This window comes from Cupriavidus sp. L7L, assembly GCF_004353535.1.
Lineage (GTDB): Bacteria > Pseudomonadota > Gammaproteobacteria > Burkholderiales > Burkholderiaceae > Cupriavidus > Cupriavidus oxalaticus_A.
Genome location: NZ_SMNY01000052.1, coordinates 1 through 18,171 on the forward strand (window position 1 = coordinate 1; position 18,171 = coordinate 18,171).

General features: G+C 62.8%; 18 protein-coding genes and 1 pseudogene. 9 read left to right on the forward strand and 10 right to left on the reverse strand.

The features are described 5' to 3' along the window. From E1J61_RS32805 to E1J61_RS32815, 3 genes are all read right to left on the reverse strand, one after another. Positions 1 to 159, reverse strand: a 159-nt coding sequence (locus tag E1J61_RS32805; protein WP_165971586.1) for a transposase, incomplete at its 3' end; no start/stop codon positions are given. Between the two features lie 332 nt (positions 160 to 491). After that, on the reverse strand, positions 492 to 1,187 hold the full coding sequence (locus E1J61_RS37950) for a hypothetical protein (protein ID WP_207951292.1): 696 nt from the start codon (positions 1,185 to 1,187) through the stop codon (positions 492 to 494). Between the two features lie 804 nt (positions 1,188 to 1,991). Next, entirely contained in the window at positions 1,992 to 2,570 is a 579-nt protein-coding gene (locus tag E1J61_RS32815; protein ID WP_133098011.1) for an NnrU family protein, read from the reverse strand. Positions 2,571 to 2,648: 78 nt separating this feature from the next. Between E1J61_RS32815 and E1J61_RS32820 the strand changes: the two genes are divergently transcribed. Further along, positions 2,649 to 3,053 (forward strand): VOC family protein, encoded by a 405-nt coding sequence (locus E1J61_RS32820; protein WP_133098012.1) that lies wholly within the window; start codon positions 2,649 to 2,651, stop codon positions 3,051 to 3,053. A gap of 440 nt (positions 3,054 to 3,493) precedes the next feature. Here E1J61_RS32820 and E1J61_RS32830 read toward each other — a convergent pair whose 3' ends face one another. The 5 genes and pseudogenes from E1J61_RS32830 to E1J61_RS38505 all read right to left on the reverse strand — a co-directional run. Next, positions 3,494 to 4,699 carry an ABC transporter permease gene (locus tag E1J61_RS32830; protein WP_133098013.1) on the reverse strand — a complete coding sequence of 402 codons (1,206 nt, stop codon included), beginning with the start codon at positions 4,697 to 4,699 and terminating at the stop codon, positions 3,494 to 3,496. Positions 4,700 to 4,704: 5 nt separating this feature from the next. Further along, positions 4,705 to 5,913 (reverse strand): ABC transporter permease, encoded by a 1,209-nt coding sequence (locus tag E1J61_RS32835; RefSeq protein ID WP_133098014.1) that lies wholly within the window; start codon positions 5,911 to 5,913, stop codon positions 4,705 to 4,707. After that, positions 5,900 to 6,580: an ABC transporter ATP-binding protein gene (locus E1J61_RS32840; RefSeq protein WP_133098015.1), complete on the reverse strand. Its 681-nt coding sequence runs from the start codon at positions 6,578 to 6,580 to the stop codon at positions 5,900 to 5,902. Before E1J61_RS32840 ends, E1J61_RS32835 begins: the two co-directional genes overlap by 14 nt. Continuing rightward, complete coding sequence (locus E1J61_RS32845) at positions 6,577 to 7,755, reverse strand: efflux RND transporter periplasmic adaptor subunit (protein WP_133098016.1); 1,179 nt, start codon at positions 7,753 to 7,755, stop codon at positions 6,577 to 6,579. The genes E1J61_RS32840 and E1J61_RS32845 overlap by 4 nt, the downstream gene beginning before the upstream one ends. A gap of 421 nt (positions 7,756 to 8,176) precedes the next feature. After that, positions 8,177 to 8,381 (reverse strand): annotated as a pseudogene (locus E1J61_RS38505) (PLP-dependent aminotransferase family protein); the annotation flags it as partial. A 407-nt stretch (positions 8,382 to 8,788) separates the two neighbouring features. On the opposite strand from E1J61_RS38505, the gene E1J61_RS32855 reads away from it, so the two are divergent. Then, positions 8,789 to 9,187: a VOC family protein gene (locus E1J61_RS32855; protein ID WP_133098017.1), complete on the forward strand. Its 399-nt coding sequence runs from the start codon at positions 8,789 to 8,791 to the stop codon at positions 9,185 to 9,187. Between the two features lie 267 nt (positions 9,188 to 9,454). On the opposite strand, the gene E1J61_RS32860 is transcribed toward E1J61_RS32855, so the two are convergent. Then, positions 9,455 to 10,363 carry a LysR family transcriptional regulator gene (locus E1J61_RS32860; protein ID WP_231909561.1) on the reverse strand — a complete coding sequence of 303 codons (909 nt, stop codon included), beginning with the start codon at positions 10,361 to 10,363 and terminating at the stop codon, positions 9,455 to 9,457. A gap of 119 nt (positions 10,364 to 10,482) precedes the next feature. Between E1J61_RS32860 and E1J61_RS32865 the strand changes: the two genes are divergently transcribed. Continuing rightward, a complete protein-coding gene (locus E1J61_RS32865; RefSeq protein WP_062799615.1) occupies positions 10,483 to 10,878 on the forward strand; it encodes a GFA family protein in 396 nt (131 codons plus the stop codon). A gap of 124 nt (positions 10,879 to 11,002) precedes the next feature. Here E1J61_RS32865 and E1J61_RS32870 read toward each other — a convergent pair whose 3' ends face one another. Next, on the reverse strand, positions 11,003 to 11,902 hold the full coding sequence (locus E1J61_RS32870; RefSeq protein ID WP_133098018.1) for an AraC family transcriptional regulator: 900 nt from the start codon (positions 11,900 to 11,902) through the stop codon (positions 11,003 to 11,005). Positions 11,903 to 12,143: 241 nt separating this feature from the next. On the opposite strand from E1J61_RS32870, the gene E1J61_RS32875 reads away from it, so the two are divergent. The 6 genes from E1J61_RS32875 to E1J61_RS32900 all read left to right on the forward strand — a co-directional run bounded on the left by E1J61_RS32875 (position 12,144) and on the right by E1J61_RS32900 (position 18,090). Beyond that, on the forward strand, positions 12,144 to 12,830 hold the full coding sequence (locus tag E1J61_RS32875) for a fumarylacetoacetate hydrolase family protein (protein ID WP_371704928.1): 687 nt from the start codon (positions 12,144 to 12,146) through the stop codon (positions 12,828 to 12,830). A 24-nt stretch (positions 12,831 to 12,854) separates the two neighbouring features. Next, positions 12,855 to 13,733, forward strand: a complete 879-nt coding sequence (locus tag E1J61_RS32880; RefSeq protein WP_133098019.1) for a polysaccharide deacetylase family protein — start codon at positions 12,855 to 12,857, stop codon at positions 13,731 to 13,733. 62 nt (positions 13,734 to 13,795) lie between these two features. Next, the gene (locus tag E1J61_RS32885; RefSeq protein ID WP_133098020.1) at positions 13,796 to 15,046 is read left to right on the forward strand and encodes an MFS transporter; all 1,251 of its coding nucleotides are present in this window, start codon (positions 13,796 to 13,798) and stop codon (positions 15,044 to 15,046) included. Then, a complete protein-coding gene (locus E1J61_RS32890; protein ID WP_133098021.1) occupies positions 15,043 to 15,798 on the forward strand; it encodes a sulfite exporter TauE/SafE family protein in 756 nt (251 codons plus the stop codon). The genes E1J61_RS32885 and E1J61_RS32890 overlap by 4 nt, the downstream gene beginning before the upstream one ends. A 38-nt stretch (positions 15,799 to 15,836) precedes the next feature. Next, positions 15,837 to 17,300: an amidohydrolase family protein gene (locus E1J61_RS32895; protein WP_243737074.1), complete on the forward strand. Its 1,464-nt coding sequence runs from the start codon at positions 15,837 to 15,839 to the stop codon at positions 17,298 to 17,300. A 235-nt stretch (positions 17,301 to 17,535) separates the two neighbouring features. Next, the gene (locus E1J61_RS32900) at positions 17,536 to 18,090 is read left to right on the forward strand and encodes a RidA family protein (RefSeq protein ID WP_133098022.1); all 555 of its coding nucleotides are present in this window, start codon (positions 17,536 to 17,538) and stop codon (positions 18,088 to 18,090) included. Positions 18,091 to 18,171: the final 81 nt, after the last annotated feature.

The window sequence follows — 18,171 nt, forward strand, 5'->3', positions numbered from 1 at the left end:
TGTTCCAGGCGCCTTGGCTTTCGACACCCAATTCGTCAACGTGCCCTTCGGAATCCCCAGGCGCTGCGCGGCCGACTGCAGCGTCAGTCCCTGCTCCAGCACCAGTCTCACGGCCTCTGCCTGAAACTCTTCCCCGTACGTCTGTCTTGCCTTGCTCATCTGTGCACACTCCTGATCCACGATCTTAATCTAAGGACCAAGCGTGTCCGCCTCGATCAGGCTACCTCAACGGAGTTAAGGCAAGGCTACTAGGGCACCGCCAGACGAAAGGGGCGGCAACAGACAAACCGAACCTAACGCCACCGCGCCACATCTCGACTCTACCGACTACAGCCATTGCGTTTCCGTCGTCCTTGGCCAGTTGCGGGGACACGTAATCCCGCGCGCACCGGCGCCGGGGGATGCAAAGGAAGGCCGAGCCCGCAGGGCGAGGCCCGTCGAGTGGAGCGCGTTGGGTTCGCGCCTAGAGCCCCTCATACTTGCCTTCGGCGTCAACGTAGAGAATGCTCGTCAGGAACCACGGAACCTGCTTCGTGAAGGTGATACTCGTAATCAGCGGTGAAAGTCACGTTATGCTTCGTCTTGGTGTGGCGCGTCCTTACTATACAAGCGTTCACCGCGCCGAATTCGGTGTCGAGGATTGCCTCGCGATTGTCGTGTGAACAGTCGTCGCCGAATGACACGGGCTGTGGGCGATGCCCCGGCGGGCAATATTTTGAGATCAGCGCGTTGTAAGCGGATTCCGCAGCATCGATACCTTGGAAAGTATCCTGCGCGTTTGCCTGATTAACGAAATCGTTCCATCTTTCATAGTCAGCGATGAAAGCACGAACCACGTCTTCGGGCTCCAAACCGTCAAGGGACGCTGCTGCCGGAGCGAACTCCGGCAGCGGTGCTTCAGGCTGTGGCGGTGCCTCGGGTTCCTGTAGTGCCTTTCCCCAAACCGCAACGCTTGCCTCGAAGTGACCCGGATCGCTGGCCGAAATCCGGATCATGCTTGGAATAAAACTCTTGCCCTCGTACTCCGGGGTGGCTGAGTAGCGGCGAATCTGCCCTTTCTGAGCGAGTGGCACGACGGTGCGCTGATCGATCCGAGCCTTCGATTCAGCGGCATGAGCCGGCACGTACACTGTGTTCGGAAGAATATCCTCGCCCCCGAACTCGAGAGGCATGAGCACTAGCTTCATGAGCTCTCCTCGCTTACATAAGTCTTCAGCTTTCCCGCGCGAATCGACGTGCCTGTAATCAGGCCCGACGCTGGGTGCGCCGAGCTTTTTGAACCATTTCAACATCGGCCTTCTCCCTGTGCCGCTCAACATTCGGCAGGAACCGCGACTTCCAGATAGCGCAACCGGCTTGAAGTTATCCGCTCGGCGGCGGGGTCACGGTTCGGATTGTTCATGCTCACGAAGCAGTTCCACGGCCCATTCCTGAAGGGACAAATATGCGACGCTTCTCGATTGATCGTCATGCCAGTAGTGCAGCAGCTTGCCCCTCGACGGACCCGCAGTTTCATACACAACGAAGTCTCCCAAGTCGTTGGTTAGAACGGGCAACCACAAGGGGCTCCATGGCTCCATGAAGTCGGACGTCGGATCTGCAAAGAACGAACATTCCCTCCCTATTTCGCTTACCGAGAGCAGCCGCCGATTGTCCTTTCGACTGAGCGGTGAGTTCCATGGCTGCCCATCGTGCCAAGAGAACAGCACGCACACGTCGGCTGGCAGTTGGCCAACTTCTGGGACGGATGAGACAAGCCCAGCCAGGTCTCCCGCCTCAGCCGGAGGCCGAAGCGTCGCGCGGATATGTGGCGGAAGGACTCGCTCGATGCTGGTAAGGACGATCCTCAATGCAGATGGCGCTTGCTCGTTCATTGGTTGAGGTGAACTCACGCTCCGTCCCTGATGTATCCGACGCTTCACAGCGTATAGAACCAAGGCGGGCTTGTCAGCTTCTGGATGAAAAGCCATCCTAACTGCCAGATGTTCTGCTTACGCGAACGCCCGCACGGTGGTCATCCGTTCATGAAGCATGAATCCGAACAACGCCCAGGCCGCTAGTCCGGCGACTGTCACTATTGCATCACGCGCAGGTGTCCCGGCTGGGTAGCTGGTTCTTGCTTCCCGGTCCCGACGGCGCGCTGACACGAAATCTGCCGCCGCCCACGCCAGGAACGCGCCAAACAGCACTACTGCGGCGAGTGTTCCGTTGGCAAGCAGGTGCGCCAGGGCCCAGGCCTGCACGCCTGCCAGCATCGGATGGCCGAGCGCAGCCTTGATGCGGTTGCCAGGCACGTATGCCGCCGCAATCAGCACGAAGGCCGGGATTGTGAGAAATGCCGCAAAGTGCCGCCCCCACGCCGGTGGCGTCCAGACCATCACAGGATGCGCGCTGGCCAGGCCGTAGCCCCAGACAACCACCGCCAGGCCGGCAATCGAAACCAGGGTGAACAAGCCTTTCCAGCGACGCGGGCCGAGCTTGGCAATCTGCGCGGTGCGCCATGAGTCAGCAACCATGCGCACCGAGTGCGCGCCCAGGAAAATGAACAATCCCAATACTAGTACCGTCATGAAGCGCCCCATTTCATTAACGTCCGGCACACGCCTAAGCTGGACTTATGCCTCCACCCCTACACAGGAGAGTTTCCCATGCTCCAAAACAGTGACGTCGCGACCAGGATTCCTGCACAAGACCTCGCACGAGCGAGAAGCTTCTACTCGAGCAAGCTTGGTCTTGAGCCGGTAGAGGAACGGCCTGGCGGCCTCCGCTACAAATGCGGCAACAGCTACTTCGTACTTTTCGAGTCGGCTGGATCGGCCTCTGGCAGTCACACACAAATGGCCTGGGAGGTCGATGACATTCAGGCAATCGTTAGCGAACTGCGGCACCGGGGAGTCACATTCGAAGAATACGATCTTCCCGGTCTCAAGACCATCAATGGGATCGCCGAGATCCAGGGAAACTACCCGTCCAAGGGTGGCATTGGCGAGAAAGGTGCTTGGTTCAGAGATTGCGAGGGCAACCTTCTTGCCATCGGCCAACCGGTCAAATGAGTCCGTCGACCTCATCGGACGACGATCAAATCGAAGTAGAGCCGACCACCGTGGCGCGATCAGCGATTCGGGGACCATCCATCCGCCAGATCTGCGTCTCACCCGTCTCACTGAGTGCCACACAATGTTCGCCTTGCAGTCGCCCGTCATCGGTACCTTTGGAACAGCGTCGGGGAATCGGCATGCTCCTGGCCGCGCGGGAGTGGGAGCCAACCGTATTTGCGAGCTTGTACAAACCGTCAAGGTAAGAGGAATGGATGCTATTTCCGCAGTTTGGAGGATGCAGCCATGTGGGCTGGTGCAAATCTACTGGGATGATGACAGTCGCAAAGCGACCCATTGCGGCCTGTCGACCCAGCGTGACATCTATGGCGGCTTGGCGGGTCGATGCAGCTCTATTTGGCTTAAGTTTGCAGAGGAATTTGCAGGCAGTATCTACCTCACTCCGACCGCAGCGCCTGCTGCGGCTCCAGCCGCGCCGCCCGCCGTGCCGGCAGCACGCCGGCGGCCAGGCCCACCACCACCGCCACCACCTCGGCGCCCACGGCGTAGGACCACGGCGTGCGCACCGGCAGCGCAGGCACCAGGACATCGAGCACGACGGCGATCAGCCAGCCCACTAGCAGCCCGGCCAGTCCGCCGATAGCGGCCAGCATGGTGGCCTCGGCGAGAAACAGCGCCAGCACCTGCCGGTGCGTGGCGCCGACCGCGCGCAGCAGGCCGATCTCCGCGGTCCGCTCCGATACCGCGATGGTGAGGATGGTCAGGATGCCCACGCCACCCACCACCAGCGACACCGCGCCGATGGCCGCCACCGCGAAAGTCACCGCATCGAGCACCGTGCCGAACACCTCCAGCATCTTCTGCTGCGGGGTGACGGTGAAATCCTCAGCCCCGTGGCGCGCCCGCAGCAAGCGCTTGATCCCCGCCTCCACCTCGGCCACCTGCGCGGCCGGGTCATAAGTCACCTCGATCTCCACCAGGCTTTCGCGGTTGAACAGCTCCAGCGCTCGCCCGGCGGGGATGTAGACGGTATCGTCCAGGTCGAAGCCGAGCATCTGCCCCTTGGCCTCCATCACGCCGACCACCCGGTAGCGCTGCGCGCCGACGCGGATGCGCGCCCCCAGTGGGCTCTTTGCGCCGAACAGCTCGCGCGCCACGCGGGCGCCCAGCACCGCCAGCGGGCGTGCGGCGCGCTGGTCGTCGTCGGGCAGGAACTGACCACTCGCCACGCGCATCGACAGCGCCTCGGTAAATCCCGCGCCGACGCCATAGAGCGTCACGCGCCGGCGCAGACTGCCGTACTCCACCTCGGCATTACCCTGCACCATGGGATTGGTCATGCGCACGTGCGGGGCCTGGCGCAGCGCCACGGCGTCGTCGATGCTCAGCGGGCGGACGGTGTTGATCGAGCCGAGCGAACCCATCCCGCCCTTGGTCTGCGTGCGCCCCGGCGTCACCCCGATCAGGTTGGTGCCGAACTGCGTGAATTCGGCGATCACGAAGCGGTGCAGTCCCTCGCCAATCGAGGTCAGCAGGATCACGGCGGTGATGCCGATGGCAATGCCCAGCGCGCTCAGTGCGGTGCGCAGGCGGTGCGCCGCCAGCGCGGTCAGGGTGAAGCGGAGCAGGTCGGCCCAGCGCATGGTGATCAGCGGCGCGACAGCGCCTGCACGGGATCGAGACGCGCCGCCTGTGAGGCCGGCGCGAGCGTGAAGGCCAGCGCGGTGGCCAGCGCGGTGCCTGGCGCCGCCAGGAGCGCCCACCACGGTGGCGCGAACGGGATGGAAGGATAGATCCGCCCCACCGCCAGGCAGCCCAGGCCGCCCAGCGCCAGCCCGGCGGCGGCGCCGGCCAGCGCCATCAGCGCCGCCTCGCTGAGGAACAGCAGTCGGATCTCCCCCGCCGTGGCGCCGATGGCCTTCAGCAGGCCGATCTCGTGGCGGCGCTGCGTCACCGCGATCAGCATCACGTTCATGATCAGGATGCCCGCCACGGCGAGGCTGATGGCGGCAATTGCGCTGACGGCCAGGGTCAGCGCGCGAAGGATGCGGTCGAAGGTCGCCAGCACCGCATCCTGCGTGATCACCGTGACGTCGCGCTCACCTTCGTGGCGCAGGCGCAGGATGGCCTCGGCGTCGGCGCGGGCATCGACCACCTGTGCGCGCGAGCGGGCTTCCACCAGGATGCGGAACAGCGAGTTGGTATTGAAGAGCGCCTGTGCGGCCGCGACCGGCACAATCACCAGCTCGTCGGTATTGAAGCCGAGCGACTGTCCCTGTCCAGCCAGCAACCCGATTACGCGGAAGCGTCGGTCGCCGATGCGCAGCCATTCGCCCAGCGCTGGACGGCTGCCGAACAGGTCGGCGGCCACGCGTGCGCCGATCACGCAGACGGGCTGGCCGTGGTGCAGGTCGCCCTCGGGCAGGAAACTGCCCAGCGCCAGCTCCATATGCCGCACCGGCAGCAGCTCGGCGGTGGAGCCCAGCACCGGCGCCTCGCGGCGGCGTGCACCGGCATGCAGGTCGGCGTCGCCGACGATCAGCGGCGCCACGTGCAGTACGGCGGCGCTGCGGCGCAGCGCCAGCGCGTCGTCCAGTGTCAGGTCGCGGGTGGTGGCACCCAGCACGATGCCCGGCGCCGCGCCGACCGTCTCGCTGCGCCCCGGCAGCACGATCACGAGATTGGTGCCGAGCGCGCCGAACTGGTCGACCACGTAGCGCCGCGCCCCCTCGCCCAGCGCCGTGACGATCACCACCGCCGCCACGCCGATGCCCATCGCCAGTAGGATCAGCAGCGTGCGGGCGCGGTTGCCGCGCAGCACCTGCCAGGTGAAAGCGAGCACGTCAGAGCAACGCATGGCGGTCCTCGACGATGGCGCCGTCCACCATGCGCAGGCGACGGTGCGCGCGCTGGCCGATCTCGGGGTCGTGCGTGACCACCAGCAGCGTGCCGCCACGCGTGTGCAGCCCTTCGAGCACGGCCATCACGTCCATGCCGGTGTGGCGGTCGAGATTGCCGGTGGGCTCGTCGGCGAGAATCACCGACGGCTGCATCGCCATCGCACGGGCGATGGCCACGCGCTGGCACTGGCCGCCCGACAACTGATCGGGCCGATGCCCGGCGCGTTCGCTAAGCCCGTACTCCTCCAGCAGCGCGGCCACGCGCCGCTGGCGCTGCGCCGGGTCGATGCCGGCCAGCACCATCGGCAACTCGATATTGCCGGCGGCAGTCAGGCGCGGCACCAGGTGGAACAACTGGAACACGAAGCCCATCTTCTCGCGCCGCACGGCGGCCAGCTCGTTCTCGCTCAGAGCGGTCACGTCACGGCCGTCCAGCAGGTAGCGTCCCGCAGCGGCGCGGTCGAGCAGGCCGATGATATTGAGCAAGGTGGACTTGCCCGATCCGGACGGCCCCATGATCGACAGGTATTCGCCCAGCTCGACCCGCAGGCTGACATCGCGCAGCGCGTGGACGGTCTCGCCGCCAAGCACGAATTCGCGGCGGATGCCTTCCAGCTCGATCATCGCGGGGCCTCCTCCTCCACTGCCCGGGCGCCGGATTTGACGCCGCTGCGGTCAAGCGAGACGACCACCCGGTCCCCGCGCGCCAGGCCGCCACGCACCTCGGTGAACTCGGGATTGGCCAGCCCGGCCTGCACCTGCCGCGCCTGCAGGCGGCCCCCGGCCAGCACCAGCGCGCGGCCGCCGGCGTCGAGCGCCGCGCTGGGAGCCCGCAGCACGCCATCGCGCACCTCGGTGACGATCTCCACATCGGCGCTGTAGCCGACTAGCAGTTCGCTGGCCGGGGCCCGGCGGTCGAGTTCCACCTCGACCTCGACCGTGCGCGCCTGCTTCTCCAGCGCCAGCACGTAAGGTGCGATGCGCCGCACCTTACCGTCGAAATGCCTGCCGCGGAAGGCATCCAGCGTAATGCGGGCCGGCATTCCGAGGCGCACGCGCGCGGCGTCGATCTCGTCGATGGGCGCGGAAACGTAGAGGCATGAATCGTCGATCAGGTCGACTGCCGGCAAGGTCGGGATGCCGGGGGGCGACGGGGTCAGGTATTCGCCGACCTCGCCGTTGATTTCGGCGATCACGCCGCTGAAGGGTGCGACCAGCACCGTGCGCGCCGTGTCTGCCCGGGCGGCAGCGATGCGGGCGCCGGCTTCCTTGACGGTAGCGCGGGCCGATTCGCAAGCGGCTTGCCGCGATCCGGCCTCGGCATCGGCCCGCTCCATGACCTGCGGCGAAACAAAGCCCTTTGCCACCAGCCCGCGTGTGCGGCGGGCGTCGGACGCCGCCAGCCGCGCCAGCGCGCACACCTCGCCCACATGCGCTGCCGCCGTGCGCGACTGCTCCTTCGCCAGCCGCTCGCGCGCGGCAAGATCGTCGTTCCACAGCGTTAGCAGGACCTGCCCGGTCCGCACGCGGTCGCCCTTGTGGATATTCAGGGATTCGATGCGCCCGGCGGCGGGCGGCGCCAGCTTGGCGCGGCGGCAGGCTTCGACCGAGCCTGCGCGGGTATTGGAGACGGAGGCTTCCACCCGGCCGGGCGCGACCAGGGCAGTGACGACGGGCACCGGCTTGTCGCGGGTGGCCCACCAGAGCCCCCCGCCCGCCACGGCCAGCGCAGCCAGCGGCAGCGCCAGCTTGGCGAACAGGCGGCGCGGCGCTTGCGGAGGGCTTGAAGGCGGGGACATGGGCACATCTATCCTAGGAAATCAGGATGACTGTATCCAGGCACCTGAGCGGGGGAGCAGTGGGCAGCGCGGCTCGTGGCGTGCAGCCAGCCGGATGGCCACCAGAATAGGGTAGCGGGGCGGGAATGACGTCGCCTCGCGACGGTGGGCGGGGCGCGGATCGACAGGCCGCGAGCCGGCTTGCCGAGTGCCACAATCTCACGCAACATGCCGGATGCGGCACAACAAACCGCCCATGTTCCCTTTTTAGGCTGAGTGTCAGAAGGATGGCCATTGCTGCCGCCGGTGGCAGTGGGCTTGACCCAGAAGCTGTGACGGTTGCTGCCGAGTTCGTAGCCTGCTCGGACACAGAGGCGCGGGCGCCGCGCAAAGGAGGTCTGTAGCCACCCCATCGGCTTGCGTTATGAGCGGCGATTCACCGGCGCTTTTGGCAGGCATGCCCTGCGGCATTCTCCTGCCGCAGCGCCGCGAGCATCTCGTCCGCCGTGCCGTCCTTGATCCGGGCCGTGGCGAGCAGAGTGGTGAAGGGGGGCCATCACCGTGGTGGCGCGCAAAGTCCCGGCCAGGCGTTGCGCCTGTCTTGGTGTGGGAGCCAGGACGAAGGCGGTACGCAGCCCGGCGCCGAAGCGGCCGACAACGCTCCCGACATGATCCATACACGAGGGGCCGCTATCTGGGCGGGAACTGACGCTCGGATGTCTGTGTGAAGCCTCGGGCGAGAGTCCGCAGATGGCCGGCTGCGGCCGTTGCGACGCTCTCCATCGTTGGCATTTCAATTGGCTCAAGGGTGCGGAAATCCTGGATCGGGGAGGAAGGCAGTCCGGACGGTCGTGCTCAATGACCAGTTGCTGTCGCACGTTGAGCGACGGTTTCCATCTATTGCCGCAGAAGAACAACATCGCCTTGCCGCTTAATTAGCCCCGATTTTGCGTTTCGGTATCGGACCGGCGAGGCTGACGTGGGGAGGCTAGGAGCGATGCCACCTCACAGCCGTGATAATGTTCGTCGCCGCCACCTTCCTGGGAGACGCAAAGTGATTTCGCACATTTTTCTTGGCGTTAACGACTTCGATCGTGCTTTTGAGTTTTATTCGGCGTTGATGCATGAACTAGGACACAACCTCAAATTCTGCGAGCGCGACACGCCATGGGCAGGGTGGATGGCAACGGACGCACCGCGGCCGCTGTTCCTTATTGGCAAGCCATATGACGGCAATGCTGCGCGAGGTGGGAATGGTCAAATGGTGGCATTGCTTGCGCGTGACCGGCAGACCGTTGACCAGGCATACGCCCGTGCGCTCGCAAACGGAGCAAATTGCGAAGGCGCTCCTGGCCTAAGAGCCCAGTATCACCCTCACTTCTACGGCGCATACTTCCGAGATGCTGATGGAAACAAGCTTTGCGTATGCTGTCATCACCCGGTGTCGGTTTAGCGTTATCGATTTAGCACTGACCTGCCTCTACGCCTGTCGACACGGCCAGCGCCTCAGATGGGTGTCGACGCGCTGGCGCGGGCAACGGAAGCCGAAGCGGACGGCGCATATACGGCGTTGAACGCCATCCTTGTCGAAGGAAACCACTTGCCACCGCCGACGATAGCTGTCATCCGAGCCATCCGTCCGGTCAAGGAAACGATGGGCGCCTGCGATCCCAGCAAGACACTCGATATATGGCGCACGACCCTCGCCCCGTTTGTGACGCTACTGGTGGGATGCTGAGGCGATCTTTTGAGAAAAAAACTTCACGAAAGCCTCGACCTTCCTCGGGTGATTGCGAGGTTTCGGAAACACCGCATATATTCCCGGCTGCTTAGACGCACCAATCTCGTCGTACTCTTCCAGCAGCCGAATCAAGCCACCGCTGAGCAAGTCCTGCGCGACAAGCCAGTCGGGCTGCCGGGTGATTCCCTTGCCTGCCTTGGCCCATGCAATCAGCGCATGCGATTCGTTACTCGAAAATGGCCCATCTACCGGAATTGCCATAGTTGTGCCGTCCACCTGGTACTGCCAAGATGAGGAATGCGGTTCATGGCGGTAAATCAGGCACTGATGTCGTGCCAGTTCGGCCGGATGCCGGGGGGCGCCATGAGATGCCAGATAGGCGGGGCTGGCGCATGTTACGCGGCGGTACGTGCTGAGGCATCGAGCGGAGAAATCGGAATCCCCCGGTCGCCCCGCCCGCAGGGCGAGATCGAAGCCGTTGGCGACAAGGTCGACAATCCGGTCGCTAACCTGGAGATCGAGGCTGATTCTCGGGAAGCGTGCCGTGAACTCATGGAGATGCGGGTACACAAAGGTCAGCGCCACGCCCAACGGTAATGTCACGCGCAGCTCACCCCTTGGTTCCGACGCAAGGCGCCGGACCGCATCTTCAGCTTCATGCGACTGTTCAATGATGCGCTTCGCGTGTTTGTACCAGAGCCTGCCCGCCTCGGTCACGGCGATGCGACGCGTCGTCCGGTCGAGCAGGCGTGCGCCAAGCCGTTTTTCTATTCGAGCTAGTGCGCCGGTCACCGTCGCAGGCGCGAGTCCGAGGACCCGGGCTGCCTGCGCCATGCTCCCCGAGTCCACGATCTGGCAGAACACCTGCATGCTGAACAGCTGATCCATCGTCGATTATTCGTAAATCATGAAGAATCCATTCATGGGCGGCTACTTTATCAAAATTTCCGCACACCCTACGATCTTCTCCAATTTGGCATTCATCGCAACACTTCCTGGAGAAGCCCATGACCCAGCACGGCAGTTGTCTCTGCGGACGCATCAAATACCGAATCCACGGCCCGCTAACCGACGTCCTGAATTGTCATTGTTCGATGTGCCGAAAGCTCCATGCCTCGGCCTTCCGCACGAGAGCCAAGGTGGCGATTAGGGATTGGGAATGGGTATCGGGGCAGAACACCGTCAAGTTTTACGAGTCCTCGCCTGGCGAGCACAAGGGATTTTGCAGCGAATGTGGCTCAAGCATATTGACGCGATTTGACTGCAATCCGGAGGTATTCGGATTCCCGCTCGGTACGCTTGATAGCGATCCCGGCGTGAAGGCCGAGCGTCATGTTTTTGTCGGCAGCAAGGCGTCGTGGTATGACATCACCGATACGCTTCCGCAGCACAAGGAATACTGAGGCCAGTCGGAGGGCAGTACACATACAAGGTAAATATCACGAATAAGAAGCTTGAAATAAAGAATAGTGGAAAGCCCCAACAATGCCAGTCTCATCGGCTAGCCCTCAGCTCACCGCCGTGGTCTTACTCAACCCAAGTTCGCGCGCCCACGCCTTGGAATTGGCGTCGATATGCCAAAGGTGTCGAACCTACGATCTGCCGAAACCGCCTAGCAAAGTTATTTGGTTCACCGAATCCCGTGCTTTGCCCGATTTCTGCGGCCGAGGCGGATGTGAAAGCCAGCAAAGTCTTTGCCCGCTCGATCCGCCTTTCAGTCACGATCTCCAGAAAGGTCTTTCCGGTTTCACTCTTCAGCAGGTGGGCCAGGTGTGTTGCTGACACATGACTGGCCTGCGCAGCGTCGCCCAAGGTCAGTTCCCGCGAAAGGTTTTGGGTGATATACCGAATGCAGCGCAGCACGGACTGCTTGTACGACTGCAGCAACATCCCGTTGCCCTCGCAAAGACGGATCTTGTCACCGTGGCGTCGCCACACCATGCCAATCAGGTTTAGCAAGTGGCTGCGGATCAGCAAGTTGCTGGCCGTATCGTCACTGGGCGATTGCTGGGATTCTTGCGCCATGCGCTCGCAGAGCTCCTGAAGGTACTGGGTGTCCAGTTCATCGAACTGAAAATCCAGACAATGCTGAAAGCGGAAGGGACCAAGCTCTGGCGCGCGCGCGAGCGGCACTTCCGACAACTCGAAGACATCAAGGTTAAGCGACGGCAGCAAATACTCTTTGCTGATGTTGATTACGTGGAACTTGCCATCCGCTACGTTCGGAATGTAGTGAACCAGAAACGGCAGGACGAAACTCACGGTGCCGGGGCGAATGGGCCGCTGCTGGCCCCCAATGTAGTGAGTGGTCTCGCCTAGCGTGTTGACGTAAATCTGGAAGTACTCGTGACGGTGCGGCACCGGGTTCGGCAGACAGTTGCTCTGATCGTGGATGCCAAAGTAGGCGCTCTGCGCCCGGGCCGCCATGGTGTAGTTCCGGATGACAGCGCCCTTTTTGCCCTCGTGGTCGAGGGGCGTCAGTGGGGCGTTCGAGGGATTCGCTCTGTGCATGGAAACGTGAGGAGCAAAGGATCGTAAGGATTGCGCATCTTTTCGCAAGCCTGTGCGTTGAGGCCGAACGACCGCGTCTCTAAACTCTAGCCACTCCGTTCAATAATCTTACACAGAGACAATCCTTATGCCTAGAGCCAGTGCGGACAGCGTCGTCGTGCAATCGACGAAGGTCCCGAGCGTTACCCCCGCCTTTATTGGTATCGTCGGCAGCGATCAGCGCTTCCCGGTACGGCGCGTCTATTGCGTGGGGCGCAACTATCTTGCCCATATCCGGGAAATGGGGGAGGGTGACGAACGCGACCCGCCATTCTTCTTCCAGAAGCCGGCCGATGCCATTGTGACCGATGGACGCGTCCCGTATCCGACGTTCACAGACGACTTTCAGTTCGAATTTGAACTCGTCGTTGCTATCGGCAGTGAAGCGGCGGACGTGCCGCCGGATACTGCATTGGATCATGTCTTCGGCTACGCCGCAGGGCTTGACATGACGCGGCGTGACCGCCAACGCGAATGCAACAAGCGCGGCCTGCCGTGGGAGCTGGGCAAGTCATTCGACCATTCGGCGCCATGCGGTCCCATCCATCCCGTGGCGAAGGTCGGCCATCTCCGTTCGGGCGCACTGAGCCTGGCGGTAAACGGTGACGTACGACAGCACTCGGTCCTGGAGAAGATGATCTGGAACGTCCATGAAATCGTCAGCGAGCTTTCCAGGCAGTACCGCCTGCTTCCTGGGGACTTGATCTTTACCGGCACGCCAGAAGGCGTTGGGCCGGTGCAGCGCGGTGACAGGTTGATCGGCCGAATTGAAGGACTCGACCCCTTGCAGGTCGAGATCGTCTGAGTCCCGGGTCAAAGGAAACACGCCATGAAACCACTCGAACGCATCTCATTTTCGGCCATTTCCGAGCGTCCCGCCCTGACGCTGCCGGATGGCAAGCGCCTGGCCGTTTGGGTCATCGTCAATGTTGAGGAATGGGATATCAACGAGACCATGCCGCGCACGGTTCTCACGCCTCCGGCGGGCGGTTCGCCGATGCCAGACATCCCGAACTGGGCCTGGCACGAGTACGGTAACCGCGTCGGCTTTTGGCGCATGCTGGACGTCATTGACGGGCTTGGGATCAATGCAACGCTCGCCATCAACGGCTCCGCCATCGATGCCTACGAGCCTATCGCCAAGGCGGCGATGGCACGTAACTGGGAGTTCATCGGCCATGGCTTTGGGCAGCGCAACATGCAGAAGGTGCCCGACGAAGCGGTCGACATCGCAAAGACCACCGAGGCCATTCGCGCCTACACCGGGAAGCGCCCCCGCGGCTGGCTTGGACCGGGGCTCACCGAGACCTGGAACACGCCTGACATCCTCGCGGAGCAAGGCTACGAGTACGTGTGCGACTGGGTGCTCGACGATCAGCCCGTGGAACTGAGGACGCGAGATGGCGGCCGTATCGTGAACGTGCCCTACACACAGGAGTGCAACGATGTAGCGATGATGCTGATCCAGCATCACAAGGCCAGCGAGTATCGCGACCGCGCTATCGACCAGTTCGAGCAGCTCTACGCCGATGCGAAGGACTCAGCCCGGGTGATGGCGCTGGTCGTGCATCCGTACATCATGGGCGCGCCACACCGCCTGCGCTATTTCCGGGAGGCGCTGGCGCACATTCGGGCACACGACGACGTTGCCTTCCTGACGGGAGAGCAGATCCTCGATTGGTATAAGGCAGCGCGCGCGGGCTCATAGCCGGATCCGTGCATCGCCAGGAACTCGAACAAATCTCTCGCTTGACGAGAAGGAGACAACACGTGAATTCCTCGACTTCGGCCGGCTCGCTGACCGGAGACGTGCGCAGCGATGCGCCCGTCACGGCATTGGAGATCGGCATGTTTCTTGTGCTGCTTGCCTCCTATGCGCTCAACGCGATGGACCGGCAGATCTTTCCGCTGATCGCCGCAGATGTGCGAAGGGAGTTTGGGTTCGGCCTCGCCGACACCGGCCTGCTTTCGACCATCTTTACGCTCGGCATGGCACTAGCCGGGGTGCCCACAGGCTACCTGCTGGCGCGGTGGTCGCGCAAGGCCGTGCTCCAGATTGGCATCGCGATTTTCTCGCTTGGCACGCTGTTGACTGCCTACTCGAGCGGCTTCGCCGACATGATCCTCTACCGCGCCGCTACTGGCATCGGCGAAGCGATGCAGCTGACTGTGGTGATCGCCATCGCGGCCAGCTATTTCGCTCGCTTCCGCGCGACCGCCGTTGGGGCCATCAACTTCTCCTTCGGTGTCGGCGCCATCGTGGGACCGCTGCTCGGTGGGCACCTGATCGGCATCGAGCGCAACTGGCGCTTGCCGCTGGTGGTGTTTGGCCTGACCGGATTTGTCGCCATGGCGCTGATCGCGGCTACCGTGAGCAAGCGCATGACAGAAAAGGCCAGCGCGATCGCCACGCACATCGACACGCGCGGTGCAACCACGATGTGGAACCGCAACACGGCTCTCTTGACTGTGATGAGCATCATTGGCGGGTTATGCATCTATGGCTACCTCGGCATGTACCCCACGTTCCTGCGCGAGCATCTGCACTACACGCCGGCGGACACTGGTCGCGTCATGAGTATCTTCGGGTGCGGCGTGTTCGCCTCTATCTTTGGCGGCTGGCTTGGCGACCGCTTCCACCCCAAGCTTGTGTTGTCGCTGAGCTTTGCGGGGACCGGGCTGCTCGGCTTCCTTCTGTTCTCGGGGCCGACGGGCATGTTGGTCCAATCGGTGCTGTCATTCGTGTGGGGGCTGGTGGTGAGTGGCGTGCTGTACGTGAACCTGGCCGGCTACCATATCAAGTCCGTGCGCTCTTCGCTCACGAATCGGGCCACGGGTGTCTTTGTCACGACGCTCTACGGCGCGGGCGCTTTCGCGGGCTACATCATCGGCGGCATCGCGGCGCGCTTTGGCTGGAGCACCGCCGGCTTTGCGCAGATCACCTTGTTATCGGTCTTCGGAATAGTACTCACCCTGCTACTGCGGACCGACCGGATGTCCTTGCCTGTGCGTAAGCCATGACGCCGGCCGAACGGGTGCTGCTCGGTGGCGCTGCGACTTTCGCCGGGACGCGAAATGCGGTGGCAGGCGGCGGTAGTTTCCTGACACTGCCGGCCTTGGCGATGGTGGGCGTGCCGCTGGTATCTGCCAACGCCACCGGGACCGCCGCGCTCCTGCCTGGCTATATGGCGGGTGCCTGGGCACAGCGCAAGGATCTGTCGGCGCCGATGGCACCCTCGCTTCTTCGGCTAAGCGTACTGTCGGTGCTGGGCGGTGCGGCAGGCGCTACGTTGCTGCTGTCGACCTCGAACACCGACTTCGGGCGCATTGTGCCATGGTTGCTGTTAGCCGCGACCCTTCTCTTTGCCTGTGGGCCAAGGCTTCTGCGCAAAGGAGCCGTCGCGTCGCAGTCCCCCAGTGAATGGATCACGGACATCAGCATCGCTGCGGTCGCGCTCTACGGTGGCTATTTCAACGGCGGTCTCGGCATCTTGCTGCTGGCGGTTCTCGGGGCGCTTGGGCACACCGACATGAGCCGGATGAACGGCATCAAGAACTTCGTCTCCGTGATCCTGACGCTGATGGCAGTCGTTATCTATGGGGCCAGCGGTGCCATCGCTTGGACGCATGCACTATGGATGGCGATAGGCGCAACGGCCGGCGGATACTTCGGCGGCGTCCTCGCTCGGCGACTGAAGCCGGCACTTGTGCGCGGCTTCGTCGTCATGACAGGGCTGGCAATGACGACAGCATTTTTTCTCAAGACGAACTGACCGCACCTCTCGCAAACCAGATTGTATCGGAAAGAGATATGAGAACAACCAGAAGAGAATTCACCAAGGCCGCCGGCGCATTGATGGTCGCGGCAACCGGGATCCCATCGCTTGTCGCTCCGGCATCGGCTTCGGCGCGGGGCGGCACGCCATCCGCAGCGACCGGAGTCCGTCGAGGCACCTACCTAATCAAAAATGGCATGGTCATCACGGTCGACCGGACGCATGGTGTTTTGCCGCGCGCCGACATACTGATTCGCAACGGCGTGATCGATAAGATCGGTCGGGGTCTGAGCGCATCCGGCGCGCAGACGATCGATGCCACTGACATGATCGTCATGCCCGGCTTCGTCAACTCTCACTACCATATGTGGAGCGCGATCGGACGCAGCTTCACTGCGCGGAACGGCGGCTTCTCCTACTACCCGGCCAAGAGCGCCACATCCGCCTTGTACACGCCCGAGGACTTCTACAACAGCGTGCTCCTGGCGTGCGCCGAACTAGCGAACGGCGGGACCACTACCGTGCACAACTGGTCGCATAACACCCGCTCCGCGGCTCATGCGGATGCCGAACTTCGCGCGCACCAGCACTCTCTGCTGAGGGCCCGTTACTCGTACGGCCACATTGACAAGCTCCCGGTAGACGAGGTGAACAGGTTCGGCGACCTTGCGCGCATCCAGCGCAAATGGTTCGGTGCAAACTCCCCATTCGAAGGTTTGGTGCACCTGGGACTGAATCTGCGTGGTCCGCAACAGAGCACCGATGATGTCTTTCACGAGGAAATGAAGTTCGTCAAGAAGAGTGGGCTTCCCGTAGCGATCCACGCGCCGCAGGAGTCGCCCAACAATGTCGATGCTGTCGACTACGAGAGGCGCGGTTACCTCGGCCCCGATTTCATGATCGCGCATTACGTCCCGGCGACGACCGAGGACTTGATGGCGATGGCGCGCACGAAGACACCGCTCTCCTTTGCGACACATTCCGAGCTCCGGCTCAGCAGCACAGGCGATGCCCGGGCTGCGCTGTTCGCGATGCGTGCCGCGGGGCTGACTATCTCATTATCAAGCGATGCGACGTCTATTGCCCCACCGGACATGTTCGAAATGATGCGTTTCACCTGGAACCTCGGGGTGCCCTGGGTTGGCACCCCGAGCGAGCGGGCAAGGGCGGTCAGCGTGCAAGAGGTAATCGAGATGGCGACGATCAATGGAGCCATCGCGATGGGGGTCGGCGACATCACTGGATCGATCACTGAAGGCAAGCGCGCAGACATCATTCTGGTGCGGGCCAAGGATCTGAACATCTGGCCAATAGGCAATATCGAAACGGCGATTGTGCAGAGCGGCAGCGCTAGCAACGTCGACACGGTGTTAGTCGATGGCCGAATAATAAAGAGAAGCGGTCGCTTGCTAGCCTACAACGTGGACAGCATTGTTCGCGGTGCTCAGCAGTCCTCCAACCGGATTCTCAATGCGGCTGATGAGATGATGAAGTTATGAGTATTCTAAAGAGTGAGTGGACCCAACGCCGCCTTCTGTTCGAGATGAAATGCACACCGAACTCCCTCCGTGGACCAGACAGCGGGAGTCATTTGTCCGCCCAAGGGGCGACCACTCGATTTAGTCGAGACGAACGCGAATACGTTCTTCGCATATGCGTTCTTCGTTTTGTACGGTCCGGCAAGGCAACGCCGCGTTGTCCGGACCTTCATCCTTTACTTCCCAGGCCCTGCCCATGCGCACAGCACGCTTGCTATCAAGTAGTTCTATCGCGGCCCTTGCCACCCTCGTTGTGCCGGCGCTCTGCATCGCCAATGCCAACGCCGCCGAGCAGATCGTCAGGCATCGCAACCCGGCGCACATGACCGAACCGTGGGCGCGTGAGTTCGCGGAGGTGATTGAGATTCCCGCCAATGCGCAGCTGCTTGTGCTCAGCGGCGTGGGGCCCACGGTGGCGAATGCCTCGGCGCCGCCCGATACCGCGGCCTCCTATGGCGACACCGCAACCCAGACTCGCAGCGTGCTTGGCCAGATCGAGCGCATCCTCCAGGATCGCGGCTATCGCATGGGCGACATCGTCTCCATGCAGGCGTTGATTGTGGCAGACCCGGCCGCGGGCAAGCCAGACTTTACCGGCTTCTCGAGCGCCTATAAGCAATACTTCGGAACAGACAAGCAGCCCAACGTGCCGGTGCGCACGCGAGCCGAAGTCTTGCGGCTGGTGCCGCCAGGATGGCTAGTCGAAGTCACCGTCATGGCGAGCCGTGTGCCGTCGCGGCGGGCACGGTAGAAGACATAGGCTAACTAGCGGTGCCGCAACCGGGAGGGCGGAGCTTGAGTTGGCCGGGCGCAGATAGTGGGACAGCGCACC

Coding starts and splice junctions, on each gene's coding strand:
- E1J61_RS37950 (WP_207951292.1), bottom strand. CDS start 1,187: ATGAAGCTAGTGCTCATGCCTCTCGAGTTCGGGGGCGAGGATATTCTT.
- E1J61_RS32815 (WP_133098011.1), bottom strand. CDS start 2,570: ATGACGGTACTAGTATTGGGATTGTTCATTTTCCTGGGCGCGCACTCG.
- E1J61_RS32820 (WP_133098012.1), top strand. CDS start 2,649: ATGCTCCAAAACAGTGACGTCGCGACCAGGATTCCTGCACAAGACCTC.
- E1J61_RS32830 (WP_133098013.1), bottom strand. CDS start 4,699: ATGCGCTGGGCCGACCTGCTCCGCTTCACCCTGACCGCGCTGGCGGCG.
- E1J61_RS32835 (WP_133098014.1), bottom strand. CDS start 5,913: ATGCGTTGCTCTGACGTGCTCGCTTTCACCTGGCAGGTGCTGCGCGGC.
- E1J61_RS32840 (WP_133098015.1), bottom strand. CDS start 6,580: ATGATCGAGCTGGAAGGCATCCGCCGCGAATTCGTGCTTGGCGGCGAG.
- E1J61_RS32845 (WP_133098016.1), bottom strand. CDS start 7,755: ATGTCCCCGCCTTCAAGCCCTCCGCAAGCGCCGCGCCGCCTGTTCGCC.
- E1J61_RS32860 (WP_231909561.1), bottom strand. CDS start 10,363: ATGGATCAGCTGTTCAGCATGCAGGTGTTCTGCCAGATCGTGGACTCG.
- E1J61_RS32865 (WP_062799615.1), top strand. CDS start 10,483: ATGACCCAGCACGGCAGTTGTCTCTGCGGACGCATCAAATACCGAATC.
- E1J61_RS32870 (WP_133098018.1), bottom strand. CDS start 11,902: ATGGCGGCCCGGGCGCAGAGCGCCTACTTTGGCATCCACGATCAGAGC.
- E1J61_RS32880 (WP_133098019.1), top strand. CDS start 12,855: ATGAAACCACTCGAACGCATCTCATTTTCGGCCATTTCCGAGCGTCCC.
- E1J61_RS32890 (WP_133098021.1), top strand. CDS start 15,043: ATGACGCCGGCCGAACGGGTGCTGCTCGGTGGCGCTGCGACTTTCGCC.
- E1J61_RS32895 (WP_243737074.1), top strand. CDS start 15,837: ATGAGAACAACCAGAAGAGAATTCACCAAGGCCGCCGGCGCATTGATG.
- E1J61_RS32900 (WP_133098022.1), top strand. CDS start 17,536: ATGCGCACAGCACGCTTGCTATCAAGTAGTTCTATCGCGGCCCTTGCC.